Origin of the sequence: Phytoactinopolyspora alkaliphila, assembly GCF_010550695.1 — a bacterium.
Lineage (GTDB): Bacteria > Actinomycetota > Actinomycetes > Jiangellales > Jiangellaceae > Phytoactinopolyspora > Phytoactinopolyspora alkaliphila.
In genome coordinates this window covers 46642-70588 of record NZ_JAAGOB010000015.1, presented here as the reverse complement: position 1 = coordinate 70588, position 23947 = coordinate 46642, and the positions used below count along the sequence as shown (strand labels likewise).

Genomic DNA, 23947 nt, shown 5'->3' with positions numbered 1-23947 from the left:
ACCAGCCGGCGCCCCATTCTGCCTTCCGATGGTCCGGCCGTGCGCATGCAGCACCGTAGGCAGCCCGCTGCATGTCGGGGTGGGGTCGTCGAGTTGCAAGTCCGGACCGCGGACCTGGACCGGCTGGCTCGTGCCGCGCTCAGTGGTAAGAGCCGGGGCTGGGATCGAGTGGTCGCCGACATCGCCTACAAGTTTCACGCCGCGCGCCATTTCCATCGTCTCGACTCCCATGGTGCCGACTCCCATGGTGTCGACTCCCATGGTGCCGACTCTCGTCGTATCGACGGCGCCGGGCTCGATGGCGACATGTTCGCCGGTGAAGACGATGTGGACGTGCTGCGGCGTTTCGCGGGTACCCGGCTGCGGCGGGCGGTACAGGTGCGGGACCGGTGCTGCACGCACCCGGCATGCCGGCGCCCGGCTACACGCACCGATCTGGACCACATCCGTGACCATGCTCAGGGTGGTCTTACTGTCGACGGAAACTTGGCGTGTTGCTGTCGTCACGATCATCGGCTCAAGCACGAGGGCGGGTGGCGCGTATACAGGCTTGGGCCGGACACCACGGCGTGGATTAGCCCCCTGGGTCACAGGTACATCAACCGGGCGCCACCTGTCATGCCTCCCCATGTCCAGCCGCGGCCGCGGGCAGAGGCACACGACCGGAGTGAGTCGGTGGCCGGGAACGACGCCTGGATGTCGGCCACGAATCGGCTACGCCCTGTCTCACCGAAGACGAGGCAATGCGGGTGCCTGGGGACGTGCCGATGCCGTATGCCCACCATGCCATCCGCCCCGCGTCACGGCATGCGCGCACCCGAAGACATGAGGACGAGGTTGGCCGACTTGTGCCGTGGCGGCCGTACGCGTGGTGACGTGCAGAATGGCGATCGTCACTACAGCGAGAATCGGCAGGGCGACGTTCAGGATGCTGACTTCCAGGAAGACGTGCCGCCGTTCTGAGTGGCGGCCACGCGCCCCTAGCTTCCTGTATCGCACATCGTTGCCAAGAGCAGACGCAGGGTTCCCGATGCCACCCGCTAGAAGCCACGCACTCGAGTGATGTGGATCCGGATCGGCGCGGAATACGTCGATGCGAACGCCTCGACACTACCGCTGAGCCGGGCCATGGCATGGCCGTACTTGTCCACGTAGGCAGCGAGCTGGTCCGGTGGGCGGGTGAAAGTTATGGAACGTATGTTCGGCTTCCGTGTATGGTAGAGCTATGTCGATCGCGATGCAGCCCTCCTTGTTCGACAGTCCTGCCGTGGCGCCGGCTCTGGGGGAGCTCGGGGAGACGGTCGAGCGGACACTGTTGTCGGAGGGCGCATGGGTAGACGTGCGTCCGGGATGGGTCGCCGGCTCCGACGCGCTGTTCTCCACGCTCGCCACCGACGTTCCGTGGCGCGCCGAGCAGCGTCAGATGTATGAGCGTATGGTCGACGTCCCACGGCTGGTGTGCTGGTACGGGGAGAATTCACCGTTGCCCGATCGCATCCTCGAGGAGGCGAGAGACGCATTGAGCGCCCATTATCGGGCTGAGCTCGGCGAGCCTTTCCGGACCGCCGGCTTGTGCTTTTACCGGGACGGCAAGGACAGCGTCGCGTGGCACGGGGACACTATTGGACGCAGCAAGACCGAAGACACGATGGTGGCTATTCTGTCGCTCGGTGAGCCGCGGAATCTGTTGCTCAGGCCCCGCGGCGGTGGGGAGGCGTCGCGGCGTTTCCAGCTGGGTCACGGCGATCTGTTGGTGATGGGCGGCTCCTGTCAACGCACCTGGGAACACGCCGTGCCGAAGACGGCACGTGCGGTCGGCCCCCGGATCAGCGTCCAATTCCGGCCACGCGGGGTCGCCTGAGCAAGCGTGTTTGAGCCGTCGTGCGCGGGCCGCGCGGCCTTCGCCCGTGGCGTCGGCAAGGCGCGCGCGGCCCCCGTCTCGACACTCTGGCCTCGTTGTCGGCAGACGGCCGGTTCCGACGCAGGGCACTGGTCGTAGACAAGGCTCAGCGCGTGGCGCGCGCGGGGACGAGCAGTTCGCACACGAGGTCGGCCAGCAGTTCGATGCCGTCGGTGGTCAGGATCGACTCCAGGTGGAACTGGACGGAGGCGAACCCAGGTCCTCGCAGTGCATGGATCTCGCCGGTGGCGGAGTCCGCGGCGACCTCCACGTCAGGGTACGTAGCACGCGATCCTCGCGGCATCCGGGCGGTGAACGTGTTGTAGAACCCGGCCCTGGTCCGCCGCCCGTAAAAGTCGATCTCACGCTGGGTGCCCTGGTATGGGTGGCTCAGTGGCGTCACGGGAAAGCCGAGGAGATCAGCGAGAGCTTGATGACTCAGGCAGACGGCCAGCAGTGGCCGGCCGTCCACGAGTCGCTTGGTCACCAGCCGCCGAAGACTCCGGATCCTGGGATCGGTGGAATCGCGCGGATCGCCAGGCCCGGGGCCTGCGATCACCAGGTCGGGATCCCGGAGACGGGCGTCATGACTCGACGTCGTCCACGGCACCACCACCGCGGTCATGCCGAGCCGGCGCAACAGGTGCGCCAGCATTGTCGTCCAGGCATCTTCCGCATCCACGATGACCGCGGAACGCCCGGCCAGCTGGCCGCGTTCATGTCCGCTCTGGTCACGTAACCAGAACGGGGCCAGCGTCACGTTGCGCGCGCTGAGCGCGTCGGCCACCTCTGGATGGTCGGCAAGCGCCTCCCCGGACGCGCGAACCGGCCGGCTCGAATCCGTATCGAGTCCAAGAGCGCCCATGATCCCCGCGGCTTTGGCGTACGTCTCGGCGACTTCTGACGTGGAGACCGAGTGACGCACGAGCGTTGCTCCGACGGGTACCCGGATCCGGCCGGAGGCGTCGATGTAGGCGGTGCGGATCAGGATCGGTGCATCCAGCGTGCGCCGGCCGTCGTCATCCTGACCGATCAGGGCTGCGACGCCCGCGTAGTAGCCGCGGCCAGACCCTTCGTACCGGGTGATCACCCGGGCGGCGTTCTCGACGGGGGAGCCGGTCACGGTCGGGGCGAACATCGTTTCCCGCAGCACATCTCGCACGTCGAGGGTGCTATGGCCGTCCAGCAGGTACTCCGTGTGCGCGAGGTGACCCAACTCCTTTAGGTAGGGACCGAGCACCCGCCCACCGTGCTCACAGACCGCGCTCATCATCTTGAGCTCTTCGTCGACCACCATGTACAGCTCTTCTGTCTCCTTGGGATCAGCGAGGAACCGGAGCACGCCCGCTCGGGAGACTCCTTCGGCCGGGTACCGGTAGGTGCCGCTTATCGGATTCATGACGACGTTGCCGCCGGTGGCGCTTACATGTCGCTCCGGTGTGGCGCCGACCATCGTGACATCTCCGGCGTGAACGGCGAAGGTCCAGTACGCGTTCGGCTCGTTGCGCAGCAGGCGGCGGAACAGCAGCAGCGCCGCATGGGCGGGGTTCTCATCGGTATGAGCCAGATAGTCGCGGCGGATGACGAAGTTCGCACCTTCCCCACGGCCGATCTCGTCCCGGATGACCGTGCCGACGATGTCCGCGTACGTGTCGTCGTCGACATCGAAACCGGTACCCTTCACCTCCAATGGATCATCCGGAAGGCTGGCGAGGGCGTCGTCGTCGGTGAGTACCACCTGTTCCCGGACCACGAGACTGCGCAGAGGTGTGTCGTCGTCGTGGCACGCGAAACCTCGTTCGCGCATCTGCCGGTACGGGACCAATGCGAGCAGGTGCGGCCGGGTGCCGTCTCCAGTGGGTGCCGGCAGCGGCAGGTCGGAGAGTGTTTCGACGTCGACGACGTCGCCCAGCAGGAGCTCGATTCCGGGCCCTCCGGCGCGCTTGAGGATGGCGAACGGAGGGGGTGCGGGATCGGTGAGGAGGCTGACGAGGCGGTGTGCCACGGTGGTCCCTTTCAGGTCAGAGAGAGCCTCGACCTGGGGAGCCGCAACACGACGACGACCGCCCGGGACGAGGCGGTCGCTAGGTGTGGAAGTACGCGAGAGGGGGCGCCGCCTATATGGCGTGCCACCAGGAACCCAGAGCGGATGCGTACATGGCGGCAACCATAGCGGCTCGCCTGCCCTAGCGCCAGCAGCGCGGGGCGCGGTCCGCGCGTGTTTCGCCCGCGCTCCTGATCACCTCAGGTCAGGGGCGGAGAAGAATTCGCGCAAGATCGGAGCATGCGGTTGCGGAGCACTGGTGTGGGTCTGGTTGTCCAGCGTCCGGTAGACCGCGCGGGGGGTCGCGTCGGCGAGAGCGCGGGCTGACTGGCGCAGGATCTCGGGACTCTCGGTTCCGGCGAGGACCAGGGTCGGCACCTTCACCTTGCCGGCCACGTCCCGCGGCACGGTGCCGTCGCCCATCACGGCGTTGTCGTAAGCGATGGTCGGTGCGACAGCCTCGAGCGCCGGCCACGCCGGTGAGCCCTTCATCCCGGCGATCACGTCTGGAGGCATGACATAGGAGAGGAAGATCTCCACCACGTCACCTCGGCGACCGGCGGCGAGCAGCTCATCGATCCGGGAGTGCTCGTCCTTCACCTCCTGCGGATCGCCGAACTCAGCGGTGCACGGCGGCTCGAAGAGCGCGAGCCTGGTGATCGCCAGCCCGCTGGCCGCTGCGCGCAGCGCGAGAATCGCGCCCGACGAGATCCCGTAGACGTGTGCCGATCCGCCTGCCTCGGTCATGAGTGCGTCGATGTCCTCGATTTCGCGGTCCACGGCGTAGGGGGTCGTGTCTCCGCTCCGGCCGCGTCCGCGACGGTCGTACGCGTAGACGGTGAAGTACGGCGAGAGCTCTTGCGCCAGTTCGGCCGCCGGGCCGAAGCCCCGATGGCATAGTGCGCCGTCCACAAGGATGACCGCCGGCCCGTTGCCTGACCGGTAGAACTCGACAGCCGTACCGTCTCTCGACGTCACCTGCGATGTGTTGTTCATGGAGGGTGTCCTTCTCTCGGCGACTAGTACTAGACGGTACAGTACTCATTCTGGTACTGAACCGTCTAGTACTATCGAGGCGAACTCGAGGGAGTGTGGATGGACGAGATGTCTACTGAGCACGAGATGCACGGACGTGGCGATGGCAATCCGGAGCGTGGCCTTGGGAGCCTCGAGCGCGGCGTGGGGAGCCGCGAGCACGGCGATCGACGCGGCGGGCCGGCCCAGGACGGACAAGCCGCGGCGCCGGCCCGATCAGCGCGTAAGCGTCAAGCGATCATCGAGGCCGCCCGAACCGTGTTCATGCGCGAAGGCTACGGGGGCGCCAGCATGGATCAGATCGCGGCTCTAGCCAAGGTGTCGAAGCAGACCGTCTACAAGAACTTCGCCGACAAGGAACGCCTGTTCGCCGAGATCATCGCCGGCTCGATCACCGAAGCGGAGGAGCGTTCCGAAGAGCTCGTCGATGCGTTGCCCGACGCCGAGGACCTGGAGAACGACCTCCGGCAGTTCGCCCGTCAGCACGTCGTCGTCGTCATGCAGCCGCACCTGGTCCAGATGCGGCGCATCATCATCGGCGAGGCAGACCGATTTCCGGAGTTGGCCCGGCACTGGTATGCGCGCGGCCCGGAGCGTGCTCACGCGACGCTGGCCCGGCGGTTCGAGAGACTTGCTGCCCGTGGGCTTCTGGTGGTGCCCGAGCCGCTGCTCGCGGCCGAGCTCTTCAACTGGTTGATCTTGTCGATCCCGATGAACCGGACGATGTTCCGCCCGGACGTGCAGTTCAGCACCGACGAGCTCGAGCGCTACGCCGACGAGGCGGTGCGCGTCTTCCTGGCGGCCTACGGCGCGTAGCTGTGCTGTGGGTTGACCGGGCGAGCTTGTGAGTGAGCCCTCACTCATTTAGAGTGGTCGTCGTGACCCCGATACCCGACCGCCGTACGGGCAGCGGCGACCGGCGTCGACGTGCGTCGCCGATGTCTCCTGAGGAGCGGCGGCGGGCGATCATCGCCGCCACCGTCCCGCTCGTCCGCAGCCATGGCTTCGATGTCAGCACCCGGCAGATCGCCGACGCGGCGGGCATCGCCGAGGGCACCATCTTCCGCGCGTTCGACACCAAGGAAGAGTTGCTCACTCAGGCCGTGCAGGCCGCCCTGGACCCCGGTGACATGGAGCAGAAGCTGCTGGTCATCGATCTCACGTCACCGTTGCCCACCCGGCTGGAATGGGCCGCGAAGCTGCTCCAGAGGCGGATGGCCGGCCTCGTCGAGCTCGCCTCGGTGGTCGGTCCGGCGAGCTTCCCCAGAGGACAGTCCGCCGAACAGCGGGAGCAGCACGAGCGTCTCCACCAGCTCCTCGTCAAGATCTTCGAACCGGATCGGGACAAGCTTCGCGTCGAGCCGGACCATGCGGCTCGCCTATTGCGCATCATCGCCTTCGGCGGTTCGCATCCGCGGCTCGCCGACGGTCCACTCCTGACGCCCGCGGAGATCGTCGACCTTCTGCTGAACGGGATCCGAATCCACGACGACGCACCGGGGTGGGAGGGCCGCACGCAGCGCTCCGGCACTCCGGAGGACCCCAATACCCCAGAAAGCGCCGACACGCCGAAGGGCACCGGCACCACACACGTCGTCGACGACGTTCTGCGCCGCCTGGCCGGTGATCCATCCCAGCACAGCGACGACCCGTCACCCTGACCCCGATCGGGCGCCGGTGGTATCACCAGGCTCGCCACTGCATCTTCGGCACAGCTCGATCCGCATCGCTCACAGGAGCCATTCATGTTGATCCGTCTTCTGCGGACCTATCTCCGCCCGTATCGGCCATGGCTTGTAACTGTGGTGGTCTTGCAGCTCATTGGCACGTTGGCGGCCTTGTACCTGCCGAGCTTGAATGCCGACATCATCGATCACGGCATCGCCCAGGGGAACACGTCGTACATCATGTCCACGGGCGCGCGGATGCTCGTCGTGACCCTCGTCCAGGTGGTGACCATCGTCGCGGCCGTCTATTACGGCGCCCGCGCGGCGATGGCGTTCGGCCGGGACGTGCGCGGCGCCGTCTTCCACCAGGTGGGCATGTTCTCGGCCCGGGAGGTCGGTCAGATCGGTGCTCCGTCGCTGATCACCCGCAGCACCAACGACGTCCAGCAGGTCCAGATGCTTGTGATGATGTCCACCACCATGCTGGTGATGGCGCCGATCATGGGCGTGGGCGGCGTGATCATGGCGCTCCGCCAGGATGTGGAGCTGTCTTGGCTGATGGCCGTCAGCGTGCCGGTCCTGCTGGTCGGCGTGTTGCTGATCGCCCGGCGGATGGTGCCGCAGTTCCGCGCCATGCAGGACCGCATCGACGGGGTGAACCGGGTGTTGCGCGAGCAGATCACGGGCATCAGGGTGGTGCGCGCGTTCGTGCGCGAACCGTTCGAGACGGAGCGGTTCGCCGGCGCCAACACGGCGTTGACGGACACAGCGCTTCGCGCGGGCCGGTTGATGGCGCTGATGTTCCCGTTCGTGATGCTGGTGCTCAACGCGTCCAGCGTCGCGGTCCTGTGGTTCGGCGGTATGCGCGTCGACAACGGCTCCATGCAGGTCGGTGCGCTGACCGCCTTCCTCACCTACCTCATGCAGATCTTGATGTCGGTGATGATGGCGATGTTCATGGTCGTCATGGTGCCGCGGGCGGCGGTGTCGGCAGAGCGCATCGCGGGCGTCCTCGATACCGAGTCGTCGGTCGTGAGCCCGGCCGATCCGGTGACGGAGCTGCCAGCCCACGCGGTGTTGGAGTTCGACGGCGCGAGTTTCGCCTTTCCCGGGGCCGAGGAGCCCGTGCTCAGGGACGTGAACCTGCGGGTGGAGCCGGGGCAGACCCTCGCCGTCGTCGGCAGCACCGGCGCCGGCAAGACCACCCTGATCAGTCTCATTCCCCGGCTCATCGATACGACATCCGGTGTGGTCCGGTTCGGCGGCGTCGACGTCCGGGACATCGAGCCCGCTCTGATGCGCCGCAGGATGGGACTGGTGCCGCAGAAGGCGTATCTGTTCTCCGGCACCGTCGCCACCAACCTGCGCTACGGCAACCCCGAAGCCACCGACGACGAGCTCTGGCGTGCGCTGGAGATCGCTCAGGCTCGTGACTTCGTGGAAGCGATGCCCGACGGGCTGAACTCGCCGATCTCGCAGGGCGGTACCAACGTCTCGGGCGGGCAGCGGCAACGGCTCGCGATCGCCCGCGCCCTGGTCCGCAAACCCGACGTCTATCTGTTCGACGACTCGTTCTCCGCACTGGACGTGGCGACCGACGCGCGGCTGCGGGCCGCACTGCGCCCGCACACGTCGAACGCCGCGGTGGTGATCGTCGCCCAGCGGATCGCCACGATCATCGACGCGGACCAGATCCTGGTGCTCGACGACGGTGCCGTCGTCGGCCGTGGTTCGCACGACGAGCTGCTCGCGAGTTGCGCGGCCTATGCCGAGATCGTCGAGTCGCAACTCACCGCCGAGGAGGCCGCATGAGCACCGGGTCCAGCACGGCAGCCGCGACGGCGCGGCCTGCGAGCCCGATGCCCGGCGGACGCGGACCGGGCGGGCCGGGGTTCGGTGGCATGGGTGCTCCGCCGCGGAAGCCGATGAATTTCGGGCCGTCCGCGAAGCGGCTTCTGGGACGGCTGCGCCCCGAGCGTCGCGGAGTGCTGCTCGTCGTCGTGGTGGGCGTCGTGAGTGTCGCGCTGAACGTCCTCGGGCCCCGGATTCTGGGGTACGGGACTGACCTGATCTTCTCCGGTGTGATCGGACGTCAGCTGCCCGAGGGAGCCTCCAAATCGGAGGCGGTCGAGCAGCTGCGCGACGCCGGCCAGGGCACGTTCGCGGACATGGTCGCCAGCATGGATCTCACCCCTGGTCAGGGCGTCGACCTCGAAGCGCTGAAATGGGTGTTGCTCGGGGTGCTGGCGCTGTACGTGGGGGCGTCGCTGTTCGCGTGGCTTCAGGCGTACGTGCTCAACGAGATCGTGCAGCGCACCATGCTGCGGTTGCGTGCCGACGTGGAGACCAAGCTCAACCGGTTGCCGCTGCGGCATTTCGACGCCAGTCCACGTGGTGACGTGCTCAGCCGGGTCACCAATGACATCGACAACGTCTCGCAGACGATGACGCAGACGATGAGCCAGATGCTCACCTCGCTCCTGACAGTGGTGGGTGTGCTGACCATGATGGTGGTCATCTCCCCGATTCTCGCCGTGATCGCGCTGGTGACGGTGCCGGTGTCAGTCCTCGTCACCGCGGTGATCGCGAAGCGTTCGCAGAAGCAGTTCGTCGCCCAGTGGACGCACACCGGCGGGCTCAACGCCCAGGTCGAGGAGGCCTACACCGGTCATGCCCTGGTCAAGGTGTTCGGCCGGCAGGACGAGGCCGAGGCCGCGTTCCGGGACAAGAACGACGAGCTGTACGAGGCCAGCTTCAAAGCGCAGTTCATCTCCGGGTTGATCCGCCCGGTCATGATGTTCCTCGGCAGCCTCAACTACGTGGCGATCGCCGTGGTGGGCGGCCTGCGCGTGGCGTCCGGTTCGATGAGCCTCGGCGAGGTGCAGGCGTTCATCCAGTATTCCCAGCAGTTCACTCAGCCGCTGACGCAGCTCGCGGCGATGGCGAACCTGCTGCAGTCCGGTGTGGCGTCGGCGGAGCGTGTGTTCGAGCTGCTGGACGCACCGGAGGAGGTGCCCGACCCAGCGGATGCGGCCGAGATCACCGTGCCGCGCGGCCGCGTCGAGTTCGAGGACGTCTCCTTCAGCTACGACCCGGAGAAGTCGTTGATCGAGGGCCTGTCGCTGGTGGCCGAGCCCGGCACCACGGTGGCGATCGTGGGACCCACCGGCGCCGGCAAGACCACACTGGTCAACCTGATCATGCGCTTCTACGAACTGCAGGGCGGGCGGATCACGCTGGACGGAGTGGACGTCACCGCCCTGAGCCGAGCCGACCTGCGATCCCGCATCGGCATGGTCCTGCAGGACAGTTGGCTGTTCGGAGGCACCATCCGGGACAACATCGCCTACGGCGACCCGGCCGCCTCTGAGGAGGAGATCCTCGCCGCCGCCCGGGCGTCGTACGTCGACCGGTTCGTGCATTCGCTGCCCGACGGCTACGACACGGTGATCGACGAGGAGGGCGACAACGTCAGCGCGGGCGAGAAACAGCTGATCACCATCGCGCGGGCGTTCCTAGCGGACCGGGAGATCCTCATTCTCGACGAGGCGACCAGCTCCGTCGACACCCGCACCGAGCTCCTCGTGCAGAAGGCCATGTCGGCGTTGCGCAGCAACCGGACCAGCTTCGTGATCGCGCACCGGCTGTCCACCATCCGCGACGCTGACGTGATCCTCGTGATGCAGGAGGGCAGCATCGTGGAGCAGGGCACGCACAGCGAACTCCTCAGCGCGCGCGGGGCGTACTACGAGCTGTACGCCAGCCAGTTCACCGCACCCGCTGTGGAGGAATCCGAATCATGAGCCCTGGGAAAAGGCTCAGTCCCGGGCGTAGGATTCGGCGCTCTCGAACTCGAGACCGACGGCCTCCTGGTCTCCGACGACCCAGGCGTTGTGTCCCGGCTCGATCACGTAGGCTTCTCCGGGTCCAAGATCGGCTTCGGAGCCGTCGTCGTGGACCACGTGTAGCTGGCCGGAGATGAGCGCACCCACATGCCGGGCCTCACAGGAGTCGGTGCCTGCGACCGGTTTGATGCACTCGTCCCATCTCCAGCCCGGCTGGAAGGTGATTCGGGCGACGCTCGTGCCGCCGAGGCGAATCACGTCGACCTTGGTCTTCTCCGGAGTGCGCGACTCATCGGGCTGGTCGAATGACTTCCTCTCGAGATTTGCCATCATTGCCCCCCAAGCTAGGCTGAATCTCTCGTTTCAGCATAGGCCTCCGCGGCCCGGGATGGAATAGGCACGCGGCCGCCGCGCATGTTTGCCACCTGATCGTCGATGTGTCATCTGATCACGTCGTCACAGCATGCGGACGCGTACGGATCAGATGACGCAACCGCAGTGTCAGCTGCAGGTATGCCATCTGATCCAGAAGCGCCCACATCGTGGGATGCGACCAGAGGGCAAACCTGCACCCCTGGCCCCAGTTTGTCCATCTGATCATCCCCGAGCGGGCGATCAGACGACATATCGACGATCAGGTGACCAAGGGACCAGGTGGCCAAAGGTGGTCAGGGGAGGCGGCGGCGGGGGTCGGGAGCAGCGGCGAGGAGCCGCTGGGTGTACTCGTGCTGCGGGTCGGAGATCAGGGCCCGGGACGATCCGCGCTCCACCACCTTGCCGCGGTACATCACGAGTGTCTCGTCCGAGTACGCCTCGGCGCTGCCCAGGTCATGGGTGATGTACAGGACGGCCAGCTGGGACTCGCGCCGGAGCCGGTCCAGCAGGTCCAGCATCTCCTTGCGGATGGTGACGTCGAGCATGGACACCGGCTCGTCGGCGAGCAGCACCCGCGGAGTGGCGGCCAGTGCCCGGGCGAACGACACCCGCTGGCGCTCACCGCCGGACAGCTCGTGCGGGAACCGGTCGAGATAGCGCTCGGGCGGGGTGAGGTTGACCCGTTCCAGCAGCCGCAGGCTGGCCTCTGTGACGTCGGCGCCCGCGTTCCCGTGGATGCGCAGCGCCCGCCCGAGAACGTGGCTCACGCGGTGCAACGGGTTCAGGGAAGAGAACGGATCCTGCAGGATCATCTGCACCGATCCGCAGTACCGGGTGAAGGCCCGGCCGCGGGTCGCTGCCGTGGGCTGCCCGTCCAGGCGGATCTCCCCGGACGTGAGCGGGTATAGCTGCGCCATCAGTCTGGCCACGGTGCTCTTCCCGGAGCCGCTCTGCCCTACCAGCGCGGTGACCTTGCCTGGTCGCAGCTCGAGTGATACGTCGTCCACGGCTCGGAAGGTCCTGGCCGCCCCGCGTGGCCCGACGCCGGTGCCCGTGCGGAACTCCTTCACGAGGTTCCTGGCCTCGAGGATCACGTCGTCGTTCATAGCTTCGCTCCCAAGTCCGCCAGCGACTGCAGGAGCATCCGCGTGTACGGGTGGCCTGGAGCCCGGTAGACGTCGAGCGCGGGTCCGTACTCGACCAGGCGCCCGGATCTCATCACCGCGACGGAATCGGCGATCTCCAGCAGTAAAGCGAGGTCGTGTGTGGTGAAGATGATCGCGAACCCGAACTCGTCCCGCAGCGACATGATCTGGTCGAGCACCTCACGCTGGACCAGCAGGTCGAGGGCGGTGGTGGGCTCGTCCATGATGATGATGTCCGGATCGAGCACGAGGGCGATGGCGATGGCCACCCGCTGTTTCATCCCGCCGGAGAGCTCGTGCGGGTAGGAGCGGACCCGGTCCGGGTCGATGCCGACCTTCTCCAGCATGGTGCGGGCCAGCGCCATCCGCTCGCGGGCGGACATGCGTGGCCGGTGCACCCGCAGGACGTCGTCGAACTGGGCATAGACCGTGAGCACCGGGTTGAGGGCATTCATGGCGCTCTGGAAGACCACGGAGATCTCCGCCCAGCGGAACGCCCGCAGGGCCGGCGCCGAAAGCGTGAGCACGTCGATCGGCTCACGTCCGGCATGGCGGTGGTACAGCACCGAACCGCCGGTCACCCGAGCCGGGCTGCGCAGCAACCGGGTGATCGTGTTGGTGAGCGTGCTCTTGCCGCTTCCCGACTCGCCGGCCAAGCCGAGGATCTCGCCGCGGTGCAGGGTGACCGAGACATCCTGTACGGCATGGACGACGCCGTGCTCGGTCGGATATTCCACGTTCAGGTCGCGCACCTCGATCACCGGTTCGCCGGCCACGGGGTTGTGCCGGATCGCCGCTGGAGCGGTGTCGAGATCGTCGCCTGAATCGGTCAGAGCCGACTCACCGATGCGGCCGCCTGCTGAGGTACTCGCGCCGGCGACCTCCTCTGCGCTGCCGGAGCCGGCAGGCACCGTCTCAGCGGCGGCCAGGCCACTGCCAGCGACGGTCAGGGCTTGGGCGCGCCGGCCCTTGGACCGGTCGCGCCGCTTCTTGCCGGTTCGCAGCCGCGGGTTGGCATACTCGTCCACCCCGAAGTTGATCAGCGCCAGTCCGGCGCCGATCAGGGCGATCGCCAGGCCTGGCGGGACGAACCACCACCATGCGCCGAAGAGGAACGCCTGGGAGCTCTGCGCGAAGTAGAGCATCGACCCCCAGCTGGTGGTAGTCAGGCTGCCGAGCCCGAGGAAGGACAGGCCCGCCTCGGCGAGGATCGCGGCGATGACGGAGAAGAGGAAGCCGGACGCGATCAGGGGTAGCTCGTTGGGCATGATCTCACTGGTGATGATCCGCCACCGGGATTCGCCGGTGGCCCGGGCCGCTTCGACGAAGTCGCGCCGCCGCAGGGACAGTGTCTGCGCACGCAACACCCGCGCGGATCCGGCCCACGAGGTGATGGCGATGACGACAGCCACGGACTCGACGCCGCGGCTGGGCAGATAGCCGGTCAGCACGATCAGCAGCGGCATCGCCGGGATCACCAGGAACACGGCGGTGAGGATGTAGAGGGCCTCGTCGGTCAGGCCGCGGAAGTACCCGCCGATCACGCCGACCAGGATGGAGATGATCTTGGCGACCACAGCCGCGATCAGGCCGACCGCCAGTGATATCCGGGCGCCGTGGGCGAACTGGGCGAACACGTCCTGTCCCAGCTGCGTGGTCCCCATCCAGTGCTCGGCCGACGGCGGCTGCAACAGGTGCGGGCCGCTGGCCGTGGGGGAGTGCTGGGCCACCATCGGCCCGAACGCGGCCAGCAGGAGGAAAAACGCGACGATGATCAGGCCGGCCCGGACTTTGCCCGATGCCGGAATCAGACGGCGGGACATCATGCCTCCTGCCGGGTGCGGGGATCCAAGAAGACGTAGACCACGTCGGCGATCAGATTGGCGATGATCACGGCGACCGAGATGTACAGGAACATGCCCTGCATGAGCGGGAAGTCCTGATTCTTCACCGCCTGGAACAGGGTGTATCCGACGCCGGGGTAGTTGAAGATCACCTCGGTCAGCATCGAGCCGCCCACCACCGTGCCGAGGGACAGCGCGAAGCCGGTGATGCTCGGCAGGATCGCATTGCGAGCTGCGTAGCGGACCATGACCGTCCGCTCGGGCAGCCCTTTGGCCTCGGCCATCGTCACGTAGTCCTCGCCCAGAACGGTGACCATCATGTTCCGCATGCCGATCACCCAGTTGGCGAACGAGGCCAGCACGATGGTGATCGCGGGCAGGAGCGCGTGCCACAACACCGACGTGATGAACTCACCGTTCCAGCCGGGTCGCAGGCCCGGAGTATGGGCACCCGAGACCGGGAACCAGCCGAGGTTCACCGCGAAGATCATGACGAGAACCAGCGCCATCCAGAAGTACGGGATGGCGTTGAGGAAGGTCAGCCCGGGCAGGAACCCGTCGGTCCAGCTGCCGCGCCGCCAGGCCAGCAGCACGCCCAGACCGGTCCCGATCACGAATCCGATCACGGTGGTGACGCCGATCAGCCCGATGGTCCACGGCATCGCACCGGAGACGACGTCGGCCACCGGCACCGGATAGAAGGTGATGGACAGCCCGAGATCGCCGCTGAACAGCGACCCCAGATAGTCGATGTACTGCCGCAGGATGTTCGCGTCGCTGAGACCGAACGCCTCCCGCAGGGCCTCGACCGCGGCTGGATCCACTTGTCCCTGGACCCGGTCGACGAGCAGGGTGACCGGGTCCCCGGGCATCAGCCGCGGGATGAGGAAGTTCATCGTCACGGCGGCCCACGCGATGAACGCGTAGAGCACCAGTTTGCGCAGGAGGTAGCGCATAAGAGAGCTGCCGCGTCCTCGTCAGCCGGCTGGCGTCAGGTTGGTGATGACAAGAAGGTTGTCCGGGTACTGGTATGGCGCGGGCAGCGCGTACGGGTTGTCCTCACTCGGCCAGCCCTCCCAGAACTCGGTGCGGTACTGGAACCAGTTGGGGCTCTGCAGCAGCGGGATCAGGGGAAGCTGCTCGGCGACGATCCCCTGCAGGCCGTGGATCGCTTCGAGCCGCTCCGCCTCGTCGTCGCTCGCCTCGTACGCGTCGAAGTAGTCGTCGGTGGTGTCGTCGTACCAGCGGTTGAAGTTCTGGGCGGCGTCCTCACCGGGCTCCACCTGGTACTCCGAGCTCATGAAGGCGCGATACAGGAAGTACGGCGACGCGCCGCCCACCGCGGAGGCGATGGTCATGCTGTACGTTCCGGAGTTGCGCCCCTGCAACCACGCCTCGAACGAGACGCCCTGCGGTGCCGCTTCGATGCCGATGTCGGCAAGCTGTTCCTGGAGCAACGTGGCGATGGACACCCAGTCCACCCAGTCGGACGGGATGTGCAGGTCGTAGGACATCCGCTCACCGTCCGGGGCGACCCGCACGCCGTCGTCGCCTTCCTCGTATCCGGCCGCGTCCAGAATGCTGTTCGCCTGCTCGACGTCGCGCGTGAAGGTGTCACCGGCCCGGTCCGGTTCGAGGAAGGACTCGAAGGCCGGCAGAGGGAGGCCCGTGGGGTGTGCCGGCGGGTTGTAGCCCTGCATGGCGGTGGTGGAGAGTGCCTCACGGTCGATCGCAAGGCTGATCGCCTTGCGCAACTCCACATCGGAGAATGGTTCCTTTTGAAGGTTGACCAGGAGGTTCACCAGCCCGTCGCCCGGATACCAGTAGTGGTTGTGCTCCGGGTCCTGGCCGACGAAGATCTGGTCGATATTGGCGACGAAGCCGCCGGACCAGTCGAACTCGCCGGCTTGCAGGGACGTGTTGAATGTCTGGGTCGTAGAGGCCGGATAGCGCACCTCCTGGACATCCACCTCGTCGGCGTTCCAGTAACTGGGGTTCGCCTCGAGCGTATACAGCTGCTGGGTGAAGTCCGAGAGAACGAACGGCCCCGTGCCGACCGGCTCCGGATTGGTGAACTCCGCCACCGTCTCGTCGGCGAAGATGTGCTCCGGCACCGGAGTGATGTTGCCGATCGACGGCTCGAGTGCGAATACCGGGCTGTCGAAGGTCACCTCGGCGGTGAGGTCGTCGACGGCGCTTGCGGACGCGATCGGCAGCGCGCCGGCATTCGTCGCGGGCTCGTCACGCATGGTCTCGAAGGTGAACACGACGTCGTCGGCCGTGAACGCCTCACCGTCGGACCAGGTGACGTCCGGGCGGAGACTGAACGTCACCGCGGTGCCGTCCTCGTTGAACTCCATCGACTCGGCCAGCCACGGCTTGCCGTTGCCGGGGTCCATCGCGGTGAACACCGTCAGGGGCTCGTAGATGAATCCGCGAGTGCCCTGGTTGTACGTCGCGAGCAGCGGGTTGAACTGCGTCTCGAACTGATTCGCGCTGGTGGCGTGGATGGTGACGGGCCTGACCTCGCCGCCGGGCTGGCCGTCGCCGCTGCCGCCACCCTCGCCGCCGCTGCCGTCGTCACCGCCCCCGCAGGCGCTGAGCAGCAGAGCGCCGGCGATCACGCCGGTGGCCACGGCTGTTGTGGTTCGTCGGATGGTCATCGGTTGGTCTCCTCGTTGTCGCCGGACAGACTCAGGTCCGCCCGCATGACATGGAAGGTTCGGGTGATGGAGAAGCCGGTGCTGAGGTAGAGACGGCCGGCCGGGGTCTCCGGGCCGGTCCAGAGGAACCAGGCGTCGGTGGCGCCCTCGTCGCGCATGTTCCGCAGCGTTTCGTGCAGGATGATCTTGCCGAGGCCGAGTCCGCGTAGCTGCTCAGCGACGCCGAACGGTCCGAACCGTTCGACGACGCCGCGGTAGGCGCCGTAGATGGCGAAGCCGGCGACGGCGTTGTCGGGCGTCCGGGCCAGTACCACGCGTTCCGGCCGCCCGGAGCGGACCACAGCCGAGCGGATGACCTCACCCCAGTCCGAGGCGATCTCGTCCCGGGCGAAGGCCATGACATCGGGTAGGTCGTCGCCGGTGGCAGGTCCAAATGTGTAGCCCTCGGCCTCGCGGGTGGCGCGTAGGTCACTGACGGCGTCGGGCACGGTGAAACCGCTCAGGCTCAGGGACATGGCCACCGGCCGGGACACGGTGCGGAACCCGGCTCGCTCGAGCAGGCGCAGCCCGTCCGGGTACAGCTCGGCGTCGAGACCGGGCAGGAAATACGCCGGCGGGTAGCCGGAGTAGACCGTCCAGGCCGCACCAGCCGAGCGCAGGAACTCGGTGGCACGGCTGATCAGCTCGGTGCCGATGCCGCACCGGCGAACATCCGGATCGACGACGCCGATGGTCACCCACCCGCCGTCCGGGTCGACCGGTATGCCCGTGCTACCCGTGCCACGCACCGCGTAGACGAAGCCCACAGGCCGGCCTGACGTGGTGTCGGCGGCGACGATCAGGCCGTCCGGATCGAAGTTGGGGTCGAGGAGAACGAACTCGGTGAACCAATCGCGGGACACGGCGTCGTGGGGCATGCCGCGCGCGATCAGCTCGACGAGCGGGCCGGTGTCTCCGCGCGCGAAGGTGCGGTATGTGACGTCGTTCATCAATGGCCTCCGGCTCAGTCGATGACCGTGAAGCGGCTGCCGTCGCCACTGGACAGAGCGACGGCTCGGCCGGTGCGCGCCAGGCATCCGCGCATGGTGAGCTGAGCGGTGTAGTAGTCGATGTAGCGGAACCCGTACGTCTCGCCGCGGGCGAAGGCCTGACCGCTGATGGCGGCGTGCCACGCGTCGAACGCCTCGGTGGAGATGGGGACGTAGGAGTCCGCCGCGAACCCACGATCGTCCTCCCAGTTCTCCGTGTACAGGAGGCGCGTGACGCCGTGCCGCTCGCCGTCCGCTGGCGCCCAGCCGGGCAGGCCGGCCAGGAACCGGGCGCGCTCGGCGAGGGTGGACGCGTGCTCGTGGTCGGTGTGGATGCTGTGCTGCCAGTGTGCGAGCAGCGTGTCCGGCTTGGTCGCGCGGATCAGCCGGGCGAGGCGGGCGGCGACGTCGTCCGTGGGCTGCAGGAACCCGTCGGAGATGTCGTCGAAGACATGGAACTCGGCGCCGATGGCGGCGGCGAACGCTGTGCCCTCGGCGATCTTCTGCTCGCGGTACTCGTCCACACCGAGGCGGGGATGGCCCCGTTCTCCCGGGGTCAGCGCGACGAGGACAGCGCGGCCGCCGTCTCTGACAGCTTGGGCGAGGATCGGTCCAGCGGCCAGATCCATGTCTCCGATGTGGCCGCCTATGGCCATGATGGTGCGCGTTCTCACCGTGTCCGCCCTCGTCTCGCCATGCGGCAAAAGGTTACAGAAGTTCGACTCGGTTGGAAATTTACCTACGCAGCCGTGCCACGTCAATGGTTGCCTGGTTGAGATCTGATTACGGGGATGGAGGAGGGGTGTGACTCGGGTGGACCACGTCGTGCGTGGTGGTCAGCGCGGCCACCGATGCGTCGTAGGTGCGCTGTGCGACGCCGAGGTAGACGCAGTCGATCACTGCCATCTGAGCGATCCTGCTGGCCATCGCGCCGGACCGGAACCGGGACTCCTGCGCGGCGGTGATGAGGGTCAGCTGCGCGTGGGTGCTCAGCGGCGACTTCGCGTAGTTGGTGATCGCGATGGTGGTGGCGTCCCGGCGCCGGGCTTCGCCCAGCCAGGTGACCACCTCGGCGGTGTCTCCGGTGTGCGACAGGGCTATCGCGACGTCGTCGCCGGTCATCAAGGCGGATGAGGCCAGGGTCAGGTGCGGGTCGGTGATGAACAGCGCCACCCGGTCGATGCGCAGGAGTTTCTGCTGGAGATCCTGCGCTGCGAACGTACTCGCGCCGAGTCCGAACAGGTAGATCCGGCGAGCGGTGGCCACCGCCTCGATCACCTGTGCGAGCGTACCGAGGTCCAGCTCGTCGACGGTCTCCTCGATGGCCCGGGTGTCGGTGTAGGCGACTTTGCGGACCAGGTCTTCGAGGGTGTCGTCGCGGCCGATGTCGGTGCCAGGTGCCCGGTCCTGCGGGCGTCGCGCATGATCCCGCCCCAGCTCCGTCGCGACGGCGAGGCGCAGTTCCGGGTAGCCACGGAACCCGGCCGTGCGGCAGAACCGGACCACCGTGGTCTCGGACGTCTGGCAGGCCTGCGCCACCTCGGTGATCGTCTTTTCGACGACGACGGACGGGTCCGCGAGCAAGGCCTCGGCCACCCGTCGTTCGGCTGGTGCGAGGGTGGGCACAAGCGCGCGGACATGCTGTCGCACGCCGCCGGACCACCCCCGTGACGCTGCGTCGGTCACCATGTTCGCCTCTCTTCGATCAGGTGGATCTGCCACTGGTGTCGCGCTTCTCAATAGAGAAGCACCTCATCGCCGGCCCAGCTCGGATACGTGGTTTCGGTGCCGTGAAGCAGCTGTTCCGGATCCTCGCCGGCGTCCACGGTGTCGCGCAGAGCTGAGCTGCCCCACAGCAGGTCGACGAAGTGAGTTCCGCTGAAGCCCGGCCCGTCGGCCCGCCAGCCGAACTCGTCCGGATACAGCAGCCGCAGCGTGTGCAGCATCGTGACCGCCGTGCGCACAGGCCTGAAGGCGTCCCTATCGCTCACGTGAAGCTGCACGCCACGCAGTACCTCGCCGGCGTACTTGTGGAAGGTCGGCGTGAACGAGACATCGCGGAAGCGGACGCCCGGAAGCCCACGCTCGTTCAGCGCCGCGGCCCACTTCCCGTCGACGTAGGGCGCGCCGATCAGCTCGAACGGGCGGGTGGTGCCCCGGCCTTCGGACAGGTTGGTGCCCTCGAACAGACCGGTACCCGGGTAGGCGAGCGCGGTGTCCGGCGTCGGAATGTTGACGGAGGGCATCACCCAGGGCAGTCCGGTTCCGTCGAAGTATGTGTGCCGCGCCCATCCGGTCATGGTGACCACCGTGAGCTCGGCGGGCCGGCCGGCGGCTCGGGGGACGGCAGCCGAGTTCAAGTGGCGGGCGAGTTCTCCCATGGTCAGGCCGTGGCGAACCGGGATGGGGGTGCGCCCGACGAAGCTCGCGAACGACGGATCCAGCAGAGGGCCTTCGACCGACCCACCGCCGAGCGGATTCGGCCGGTCCAGGACGCCGAACGGGACGTCCAGCCGGGCGGCGGAGACCAGCAAATCGAACATGGTCCAGATGTAGGTGTAGAAGCGGGTCCCGATGTCCTGGAGATCGAGCAGCAGCGCGTCGATACCGGCCGATGACACCAGTGCGTCCAGGTCGGCGCCGGAATGCTGGTACGTGTCGAACAGCGGCAGGCCGCTTTCCGGGTCGCTGGTGGCCGGCTCGCTCTCTCCGGCTTGCGTGGTGCCCCGCAACCCGTGCTCGGGGCCGAAGAGCGCGGTGACCGGCACGCCGGCCGCCACGAGGGCGTCTATGCTGCGCCGGAGGTCGGGCATGACGCCGGTGTAGTTCGTCACCAGTCCGATGCGCTCGGCGTTCAGCAACGTCGGCTCGGCGCAGAGCCTCTCGGCTCCGATGCGTGTTCGCAAGTCCACGGAGGATCCTCGGGGTGGGCGTGGGCGTGGGGGCGTGGGTCTGGCGTGGGCGTTGGCAAGTTACCTACGTCTGAAATCTACGTCAATCAGTTACGGGCCCGCATGTAGCGTGCCGCTCGAGATGCGGCCAACATCCCATTCTTCACCGATGGGTCCGGAGGCGTTTGCCGCAAGGCCGTTGACAGATCGATCACACCTTCTAGGGTCAATGGACCACTCCTAGACCACGGGAAGGTGCCGCTATGACGACCCGACCGGATCAGTCCGCCGCCACGACCAACGACGACGAGTCCAACCATCGGCGAGCTCGAATCGGCGCCGCGGCGCCAGGCACACTGAGCCGGCGCAGGCTCCTCGCGCTGGCCGGAGCTGGGATCGTCGGCGGGCCGGCCGTCATCGGGGGAGCGCCCTCCTTCGCCAGCCGCGCGCACGCGGCGGACGGACAGCCCGAGGGCGAGGCGGATCTACGATTCGCCGTGGTCACCGACACCCACGCCAACCCGGAGCAGCCCGCGCGGATGGATTTGCTGTCTGTGGTGTTGGCGTCGATCAGCCGGAGAGAGCCGTCCTTCGTGCTCAACTGCGGCGACATCACCGACTTCGGCGGCCGCAGCGCCTACGACGCGTACCTCGCGACCATACCCGGCGATGTGGTGGACCGGATCAGGCATGTGCCGGGAAACCACGACGTCCGGTGGGACGCGCAAGCGGCTCAGGTGTACCGGGAGCTCTTCGGGCCCGCGCCGTACTCGTTCGACGCCGGCGGGCTGCACCTGGTCGGACTGGACCCCACACAGCTGCTGCAGGAGCCGGCCAACTTCGGGCCGGAGCATCTCGACTGGCTCGCCGCGGACCTGCGATCTGCGGGACCGAGCATCCTGTTCCTGCATTTCCCGTTCGGCGCCGACCACTACTACGTCAACGACCAGGACGCCTTCTTCGAGACGGTTGCGGGGCTCCCGGTCCGGGCGGTGTTCGCCGGGCACGTCCACCGTGAAGGCGTCTACCGATTCAACGGCTTTACGCAGGTGACCGGCGCGGCCGGCCGCAACGCCGTCTACTACTGGGTGGAACGTCACGTGGACGACGGCCATCCGGTACTGGAGGTCACCTCCGTGACGGTGGACGTGGCGGGTACCGAGACGCGCAGCGAGCTCACGAGCATCCCGCTGAGCGGAGACGGTGAGGGCCGTCTCCTCGCGCCACGCAAGGTGGTGATCGACCGCGCCGGCCGGGACGGCATGACGGTTCGCGTGGATGCCGGACGCGACGCCCGGCCGGCCGTGGTGCGCGCCCAGGTCTACCCGCAGCACGTGTTCGGTGGGCGCAGTGCGGGCACGTGGATCGACCTGACTGCCGAGGGCCGAAGCCGCTGGTGGTCCGGCCGACTCGATACCGCGGACCTGCCGCCCGGCCGGCATCGTATGCAGCTGCGTGTGGTCGGCGACGACGGCGCCACCTATGAGGCGGCCGAACTCTTCGAGACGAAGCCCGCCGACTCCTCCGCCGCCATGCCGACGGAGCGCTGGACCCTGCGGATGCCGGGTGCCGTCCAGGGTGCGCTCGCGGAACGTGACGGCGTCGTCGTCGCTGGATCAAGCGGTGGCGAGGTGGCGGCCGTCGACGCCGTCCGGGGCAAGGTGAGGTGGCGCCGCGAGGTTGGAGCCGTCTACCGGGCGGCGGCCTTCTCCGAGGACGGCGGCGCGGTCTTCGTGCCGTCGGCGGACCATCGCCTCTACGCCCTGGACGCCGGCTCCGGTGAGCAATTGTGGAGCGCCGACGCCGGCGACCCGGTCCTCAGCACACCACAGCCGGCCACCATCGGCCAGACCGAGGCAGTGCTGTTCTCCGCCGGCTCGGCCCTGCACGCGGTCACGTCCGCGGACGGCGCGCCGGTCTGGTCGTCGGACGTGGGCGGCATCTTCGCCGGACGGGCGGCATGTGACGGCGATCTGGTTTATACCGGCGGCGGCGATGGGCACGGGTACGCGTTCGACGCGGCGAGCGGTGAGCGGGTGTGGTCGTTCAGCGTCACCGACCGGACCGACCAGTACGGCCGCCTCATCTACGGGCCATGGGACGACACCGTCGAGCTCCTGCCGGACGGACTCGTCATGTTCGCGACCGTCACCACGACGTTCGCTGTGCGGCGGGAGACCGGTGAGCTGAGCTGGCAGATCAGCGCTGGGTGCATGTATCCGCCGTCGTTTGTGGCTGAGGACAGTCTGCTCCTCGTCGACGAGTGGGGCGGCATTCAGCTGGTCGACCCGCGCACCGGCGAGGCCGAATGGAGAACCGAGCTCGGCGCCCGGGCACTTAACGCCGGACCGGTAGTAGTAGGCGACACGGCCTGGATCGTGGCCACGACCGGCCTGCTGGCCGGGATCGACCTCGCTACCGGCGAGATTTTGCACCGCTGGCAGGTGGGGCCGGCCAACACGTTCAGCACGCCGGTGATCGTGGACTCGACACTGGTGCTCGGTGATCAGGACGGCCTGCTGCGCGGTATCGAGCTGCCTGGCTGACGGCCGCGGACACAGTTGCCCGGGCGTCACGGCCTATCCGTGCGCCTGGGCAGCCGAGCATGCGCGCGCTCGCTAGGGTGGTGCCACCGGGCGGGCCGGGGTGGCACGAGGAGGTACGACGTGGCGAAGAAGGACAGCACGGCGCCCACGAAGGACGATGCCGGTGCCCGGGCCGCGCGGCTTCCTAAGAAGATCTACAAGAAGGAGCTGTATCGGCTCCAGGGAGAACTGGTCAAGCTTCAGGAATGGGTCCGGGCCGAAGGCGCGCGTGTCGTGATCGTCTTCGAGGGCCGGGACGCAGCGGGCAAAGGGAGCACGATCAAGCGGGTCACCGAGTACCTGAATCCGCGGTTCGCGAGGATCGTCGCCTTGCCGGCCCCGACGGAGCGTCAGCGCACACAGTGGTACTTCCAGCGCTACGTCGAGCATCTACCCGCCGCCGGCGAGATCGTGCTGTTCGACCGCAGCTGGTACAACCGAGCGGGCGTCGAACGGGTCATGGAGTTCTGCAGCCGGGAGGAGTACTTACGATTCTTCCGGGAATGCCCGATCTTCGAGCGGCTGCTGGTCGACGACGGCATAGAACTGCGCAAGTACTGGTTTTCGGTCAGTGACGACGAGCAGGAACGACGCTTCCGGTCTCGGCTGGAGGATCCGATGCGTCGCTGGAAGCTCTCACCGATGGACGTCGAGGCGATCAACCGGTGGGAGGAGTACTCCCGCGCCAAAGACGACATGTTCACCCATACCGACATCCCGGAGGCGCCGTGGCGCGTGGTCGAGAGCGACGACAAGCGCCGGGCCCGGATCAACATGATCGCTCATCTCCTCTCGACCTTCGCCTACTCCGAAGTTCGGCTGCCGCCGATCGAACTGCCGCCACGGCCTGCGTCCACAGGCTACGAGAGGCCGCCGCGGGAGATGCAGACATATGTCCCGGATCACGCGGCATCACTGCAGTAGT

18 protein-coding genes are annotated in these 23947 nt (G+C 67.4%); 7 read left to right on the top strand and 11 right to left on the bottom strand.

From position 1 onward, the window contains the following. Nucleotides 1-1225 precede the first annotated feature (1225 nt). On the top strand, nucleotides 1226-1861 hold the full coding sequence (locus G1H11_RS22100; protein ID WP_163820779.1) for an alpha-ketoglutarate-dependent dioxygenase AlkB family protein: 636 nt from the start codon (nucleotides 1226-1228) through the stop codon (nucleotides 1859-1861). Nucleotides 1862-2006: 145 nt separating this feature from the next. On the opposite strand, the gene G1H11_RS22095 is transcribed toward G1H11_RS22100, so the two are convergent. Together G1H11_RS22095 and G1H11_RS22090 are read right to left on the bottom strand one after the other, a co-directional pair. Further along, nucleotides 2007-3905: a chorismate-binding protein gene (locus G1H11_RS22095; RefSeq protein WP_163820778.1), complete on the bottom strand. Its 1899-nt coding sequence runs from the start codon at nucleotides 3903-3905 to the stop codon at nucleotides 2007-2009. A 234-nt stretch (nucleotides 3906-4139) separates the two neighbouring features. Then, on the bottom strand, nucleotides 4140-4940 hold the full coding sequence (locus tag G1H11_RS22090; RefSeq protein WP_163820777.1) for an alpha/beta fold hydrolase: 801 nt from the start codon (nucleotides 4938-4940) through the stop codon (nucleotides 4140-4142). Between the two features lie 99 nt (nucleotides 4941-5039). Here G1H11_RS22090 and G1H11_RS22085 point away from each other — a divergent pair, with 99 nt between their 5' ends. The 4 genes from G1H11_RS22085 (at nucleotide 5040) to G1H11_RS22070 (ending at nucleotide 10449) form a co-directional block, all read left to right on the top strand. Then, nucleotides 5040-5795, top strand: a complete 756-nt coding sequence (locus G1H11_RS22085) for a TetR/AcrR family transcriptional regulator (RefSeq protein WP_216844025.1) — start codon at nucleotides 5040-5042, stop codon at nucleotides 5793-5795. Between the two features lie 62 nt (nucleotides 5796-5857). Further along, nucleotides 5858-6640, top strand: a complete 783-nt coding sequence (locus G1H11_RS22080; RefSeq protein ID WP_163820776.1) for a TetR family transcriptional regulator — start codon at nucleotides 5858-5860, stop codon at nucleotides 6638-6640. Nucleotides 6641-6724: 84 nt separating this feature from the next. Next, nucleotides 6725-8458, top strand: coding sequence for an ABC transporter ATP-binding protein (locus tag G1H11_RS22075; protein WP_163820775.1), 1734 nt, complete (start codon nucleotides 6725-6727; stop codon nucleotides 8456-8458). Further along, nucleotides 8455-10449 carry an ABC transporter ATP-binding protein gene (locus G1H11_RS22070; protein ID WP_163820774.1) on the top strand — a complete coding sequence of 665 codons (1995 nt, stop codon included), beginning with the start codon at nucleotides 8455-8457 and terminating at the stop codon, nucleotides 10447-10449. The genes G1H11_RS22075 and G1H11_RS22070 overlap by 4 nt, the downstream gene beginning before the upstream one ends. 15 nt (nucleotides 10450-10464) lie before the next feature. Here the strand turns inward: G1H11_RS22070 and G1H11_RS22065 are convergent, their stop codons facing one another. The 9 genes from G1H11_RS22065 to G1H11_RS22025 form a co-directional block, all read right to left on the bottom strand. After that, a complete protein-coding gene (locus tag G1H11_RS22065) occupies nucleotides 10465-10824 on the bottom strand; it encodes a cupin domain-containing protein (protein ID WP_216844024.1) in 360 nt (119 codons plus the stop codon). A 335-nt stretch (nucleotides 10825-11159) separates the two neighbouring features. After that, entirely contained in the window at nucleotides 11160-11972 is an 813-nt protein-coding gene (locus tag G1H11_RS22060; RefSeq protein WP_163820773.1) for an ABC transporter ATP-binding protein, read from the bottom strand. Continuing rightward, nucleotides 11969-13834 carry a dipeptide/oligopeptide/nickel ABC transporter permease/ATP-binding protein gene (locus G1H11_RS22055; RefSeq protein WP_174257874.1) on the bottom strand — a complete coding sequence of 622 codons (1866 nt, stop codon included), beginning with the start codon at nucleotides 13832-13834 and terminating at the stop codon, nucleotides 11969-11971. The genes G1H11_RS22060 and G1H11_RS22055 overlap by 4 nt, the downstream gene beginning before the upstream one ends. Further along, nucleotides 13834-14811, bottom strand: a complete 978-nt coding sequence (locus tag G1H11_RS22050) for an ABC transporter permease (RefSeq protein WP_163820771.1) — start codon at nucleotides 14809-14811, stop codon at nucleotides 13834-13836. Before G1H11_RS22050 ends, G1H11_RS22055 begins: the two co-directional genes overlap by 1 nt. A 21-nt stretch (nucleotides 14812-14832) precedes the next feature. Further along, a complete protein-coding gene (locus G1H11_RS22045) occupies nucleotides 14833-16518 on the bottom strand; it encodes an ABC transporter substrate-binding protein (RefSeq protein WP_163820770.1) in 1686 nt (561 codons plus the stop codon). Further along, entirely contained in the window at nucleotides 16515-17507 is a 993-nt protein-coding gene (locus G1H11_RS22040; protein ID WP_163820769.1) for a GNAT family N-acetyltransferase, read from the bottom strand. Before G1H11_RS22040 ends, G1H11_RS22045 begins: the two co-directional genes overlap by 4 nt. Nucleotides 17508-17521: 14 nt before the next feature. Then, nucleotides 17522-18220 carry a PIG-L family deacetylase gene (locus G1H11_RS22035; protein WP_163820768.1) on the bottom strand — a complete coding sequence of 233 codons (699 nt, stop codon included), beginning with the start codon at nucleotides 18218-18220 and terminating at the stop codon, nucleotides 17522-17524. 109 nt (nucleotides 18221-18329) lie between these two features. Continuing rightward, nucleotides 18330-19196 (bottom strand): MurR/RpiR family transcriptional regulator, encoded by an 867-nt coding sequence (locus G1H11_RS22030; protein ID WP_216844023.1) that lies wholly within the window; start codon nucleotides 19194-19196, stop codon nucleotides 18330-18332. A gap of 86 nt (nucleotides 19197-19282) precedes the next feature. Further along, nucleotides 19283-20458 (bottom strand): exo-beta-N-acetylmuramidase NamZ family protein, encoded by a 1176-nt coding sequence (locus tag G1H11_RS22025; protein ID WP_216844022.1) that lies wholly within the window; start codon nucleotides 20456-20458, stop codon nucleotides 19283-19285. A 242-nt stretch (nucleotides 20459-20700) separates the two neighbouring features. Between G1H11_RS22025 and G1H11_RS22020 the strand changes: the two genes are divergently transcribed. Beyond that, a complete protein-coding gene (locus tag G1H11_RS22020) occupies nucleotides 20701-22983 on the top strand; it encodes an outer membrane protein assembly factor BamB family protein (RefSeq protein WP_163820766.1) in 2283 nt (760 codons plus the stop codon). 120 nt (nucleotides 22984-23103) lie between these two features. Further along, nucleotides 23104-23946, top strand: coding sequence for a polyphosphate kinase 2 (gene ppk2, locus G1H11_RS22015; RefSeq protein ID WP_163820765.1), 843 nt, complete (start codon nucleotides 23104-23106; stop codon nucleotides 23944-23946). Nucleotide 23947: the final 1 nt, after the last annotated feature.

What these genes read in the sequence shown, in the direction of transcription:
- G1H11_RS22020 (WP_163820766.1), top strand. Translation starts at nt 20,701, where the DNA reads ATGACGACCCGACCGGATCAGTCCGCCGCCACGACCAACGACGACGAG.
- G1H11_RS22075 (WP_163820775.1), top strand. Translation starts at nt 6,725, where the DNA reads ATGTTGATCCGTCTTCTGCGGACCTATCTCCGCCCGTATCGGCCATGG.
- G1H11_RS22045 (WP_163820770.1), bottom strand. Translation starts at nt 16,518, where the DNA reads ATGACCATCCGACGAACCACAACAGCCGTGGCCACCGGCGTGATCGCC.
- G1H11_RS22050 (WP_163820771.1), bottom strand. Translation starts at nt 14,811, where the DNA reads ATGCGCTACCTCCTGCGCAAACTGGTGCTCTACGCGTTCATCGCGTGG.
- G1H11_RS22065 (WP_216844024.1), bottom strand. Translation starts at nt 10,824, where the DNA reads ATGATGGCAAATCTCGAGAGGAAGTCATTCGACCAGCCCGATGAGTCG.
- G1H11_RS22040 (WP_163820769.1), bottom strand. Translation starts at nt 17,507, where the DNA reads ATGAACGACGTCACATACCGCACCTTCGCGCGCGGAGACACCGGCCCG.
- G1H11_RS22090 (WP_163820777.1), bottom strand. Translation starts at nt 4,940, where the DNA reads ATGAACAACACATCGCAGGTGACGTCGAGAGACGGTACGGCTGTCGAG.
- G1H11_RS22100 (WP_163820779.1), top strand. Translation starts at nt 1,226, where the DNA reads ATGTCGATCGCGATGCAGCCCTCCTTGTTCGACAGTCCTGCCGTGGCG.
- G1H11_RS22085 (WP_216844025.1), top strand. Translation starts at nt 5,040, where the DNA reads ATGGACGAGATGTCTACTGAGCACGAGATGCACGGACGTGGCGATGGC.
- G1H11_RS22060 (WP_163820773.1), bottom strand. Translation starts at nt 11,972, where the DNA reads ATGAACGACGACGTGATCCTCGAGGCCAGGAACCTCGTGAAGGAGTTC.
- G1H11_RS22055 (WP_174257874.1), bottom strand. Translation starts at nt 13,834, where the DNA reads ATGTCCCGCCGTCTGATTCCGGCATCGGGCAAAGTCCGGGCCGGCCTG.
- G1H11_RS22070 (WP_163820774.1), top strand. Translation starts at nt 8,455, where the DNA reads ATGAGCACCGGGTCCAGCACGGCAGCCGCGACGGCGCGGCCTGCGAGC.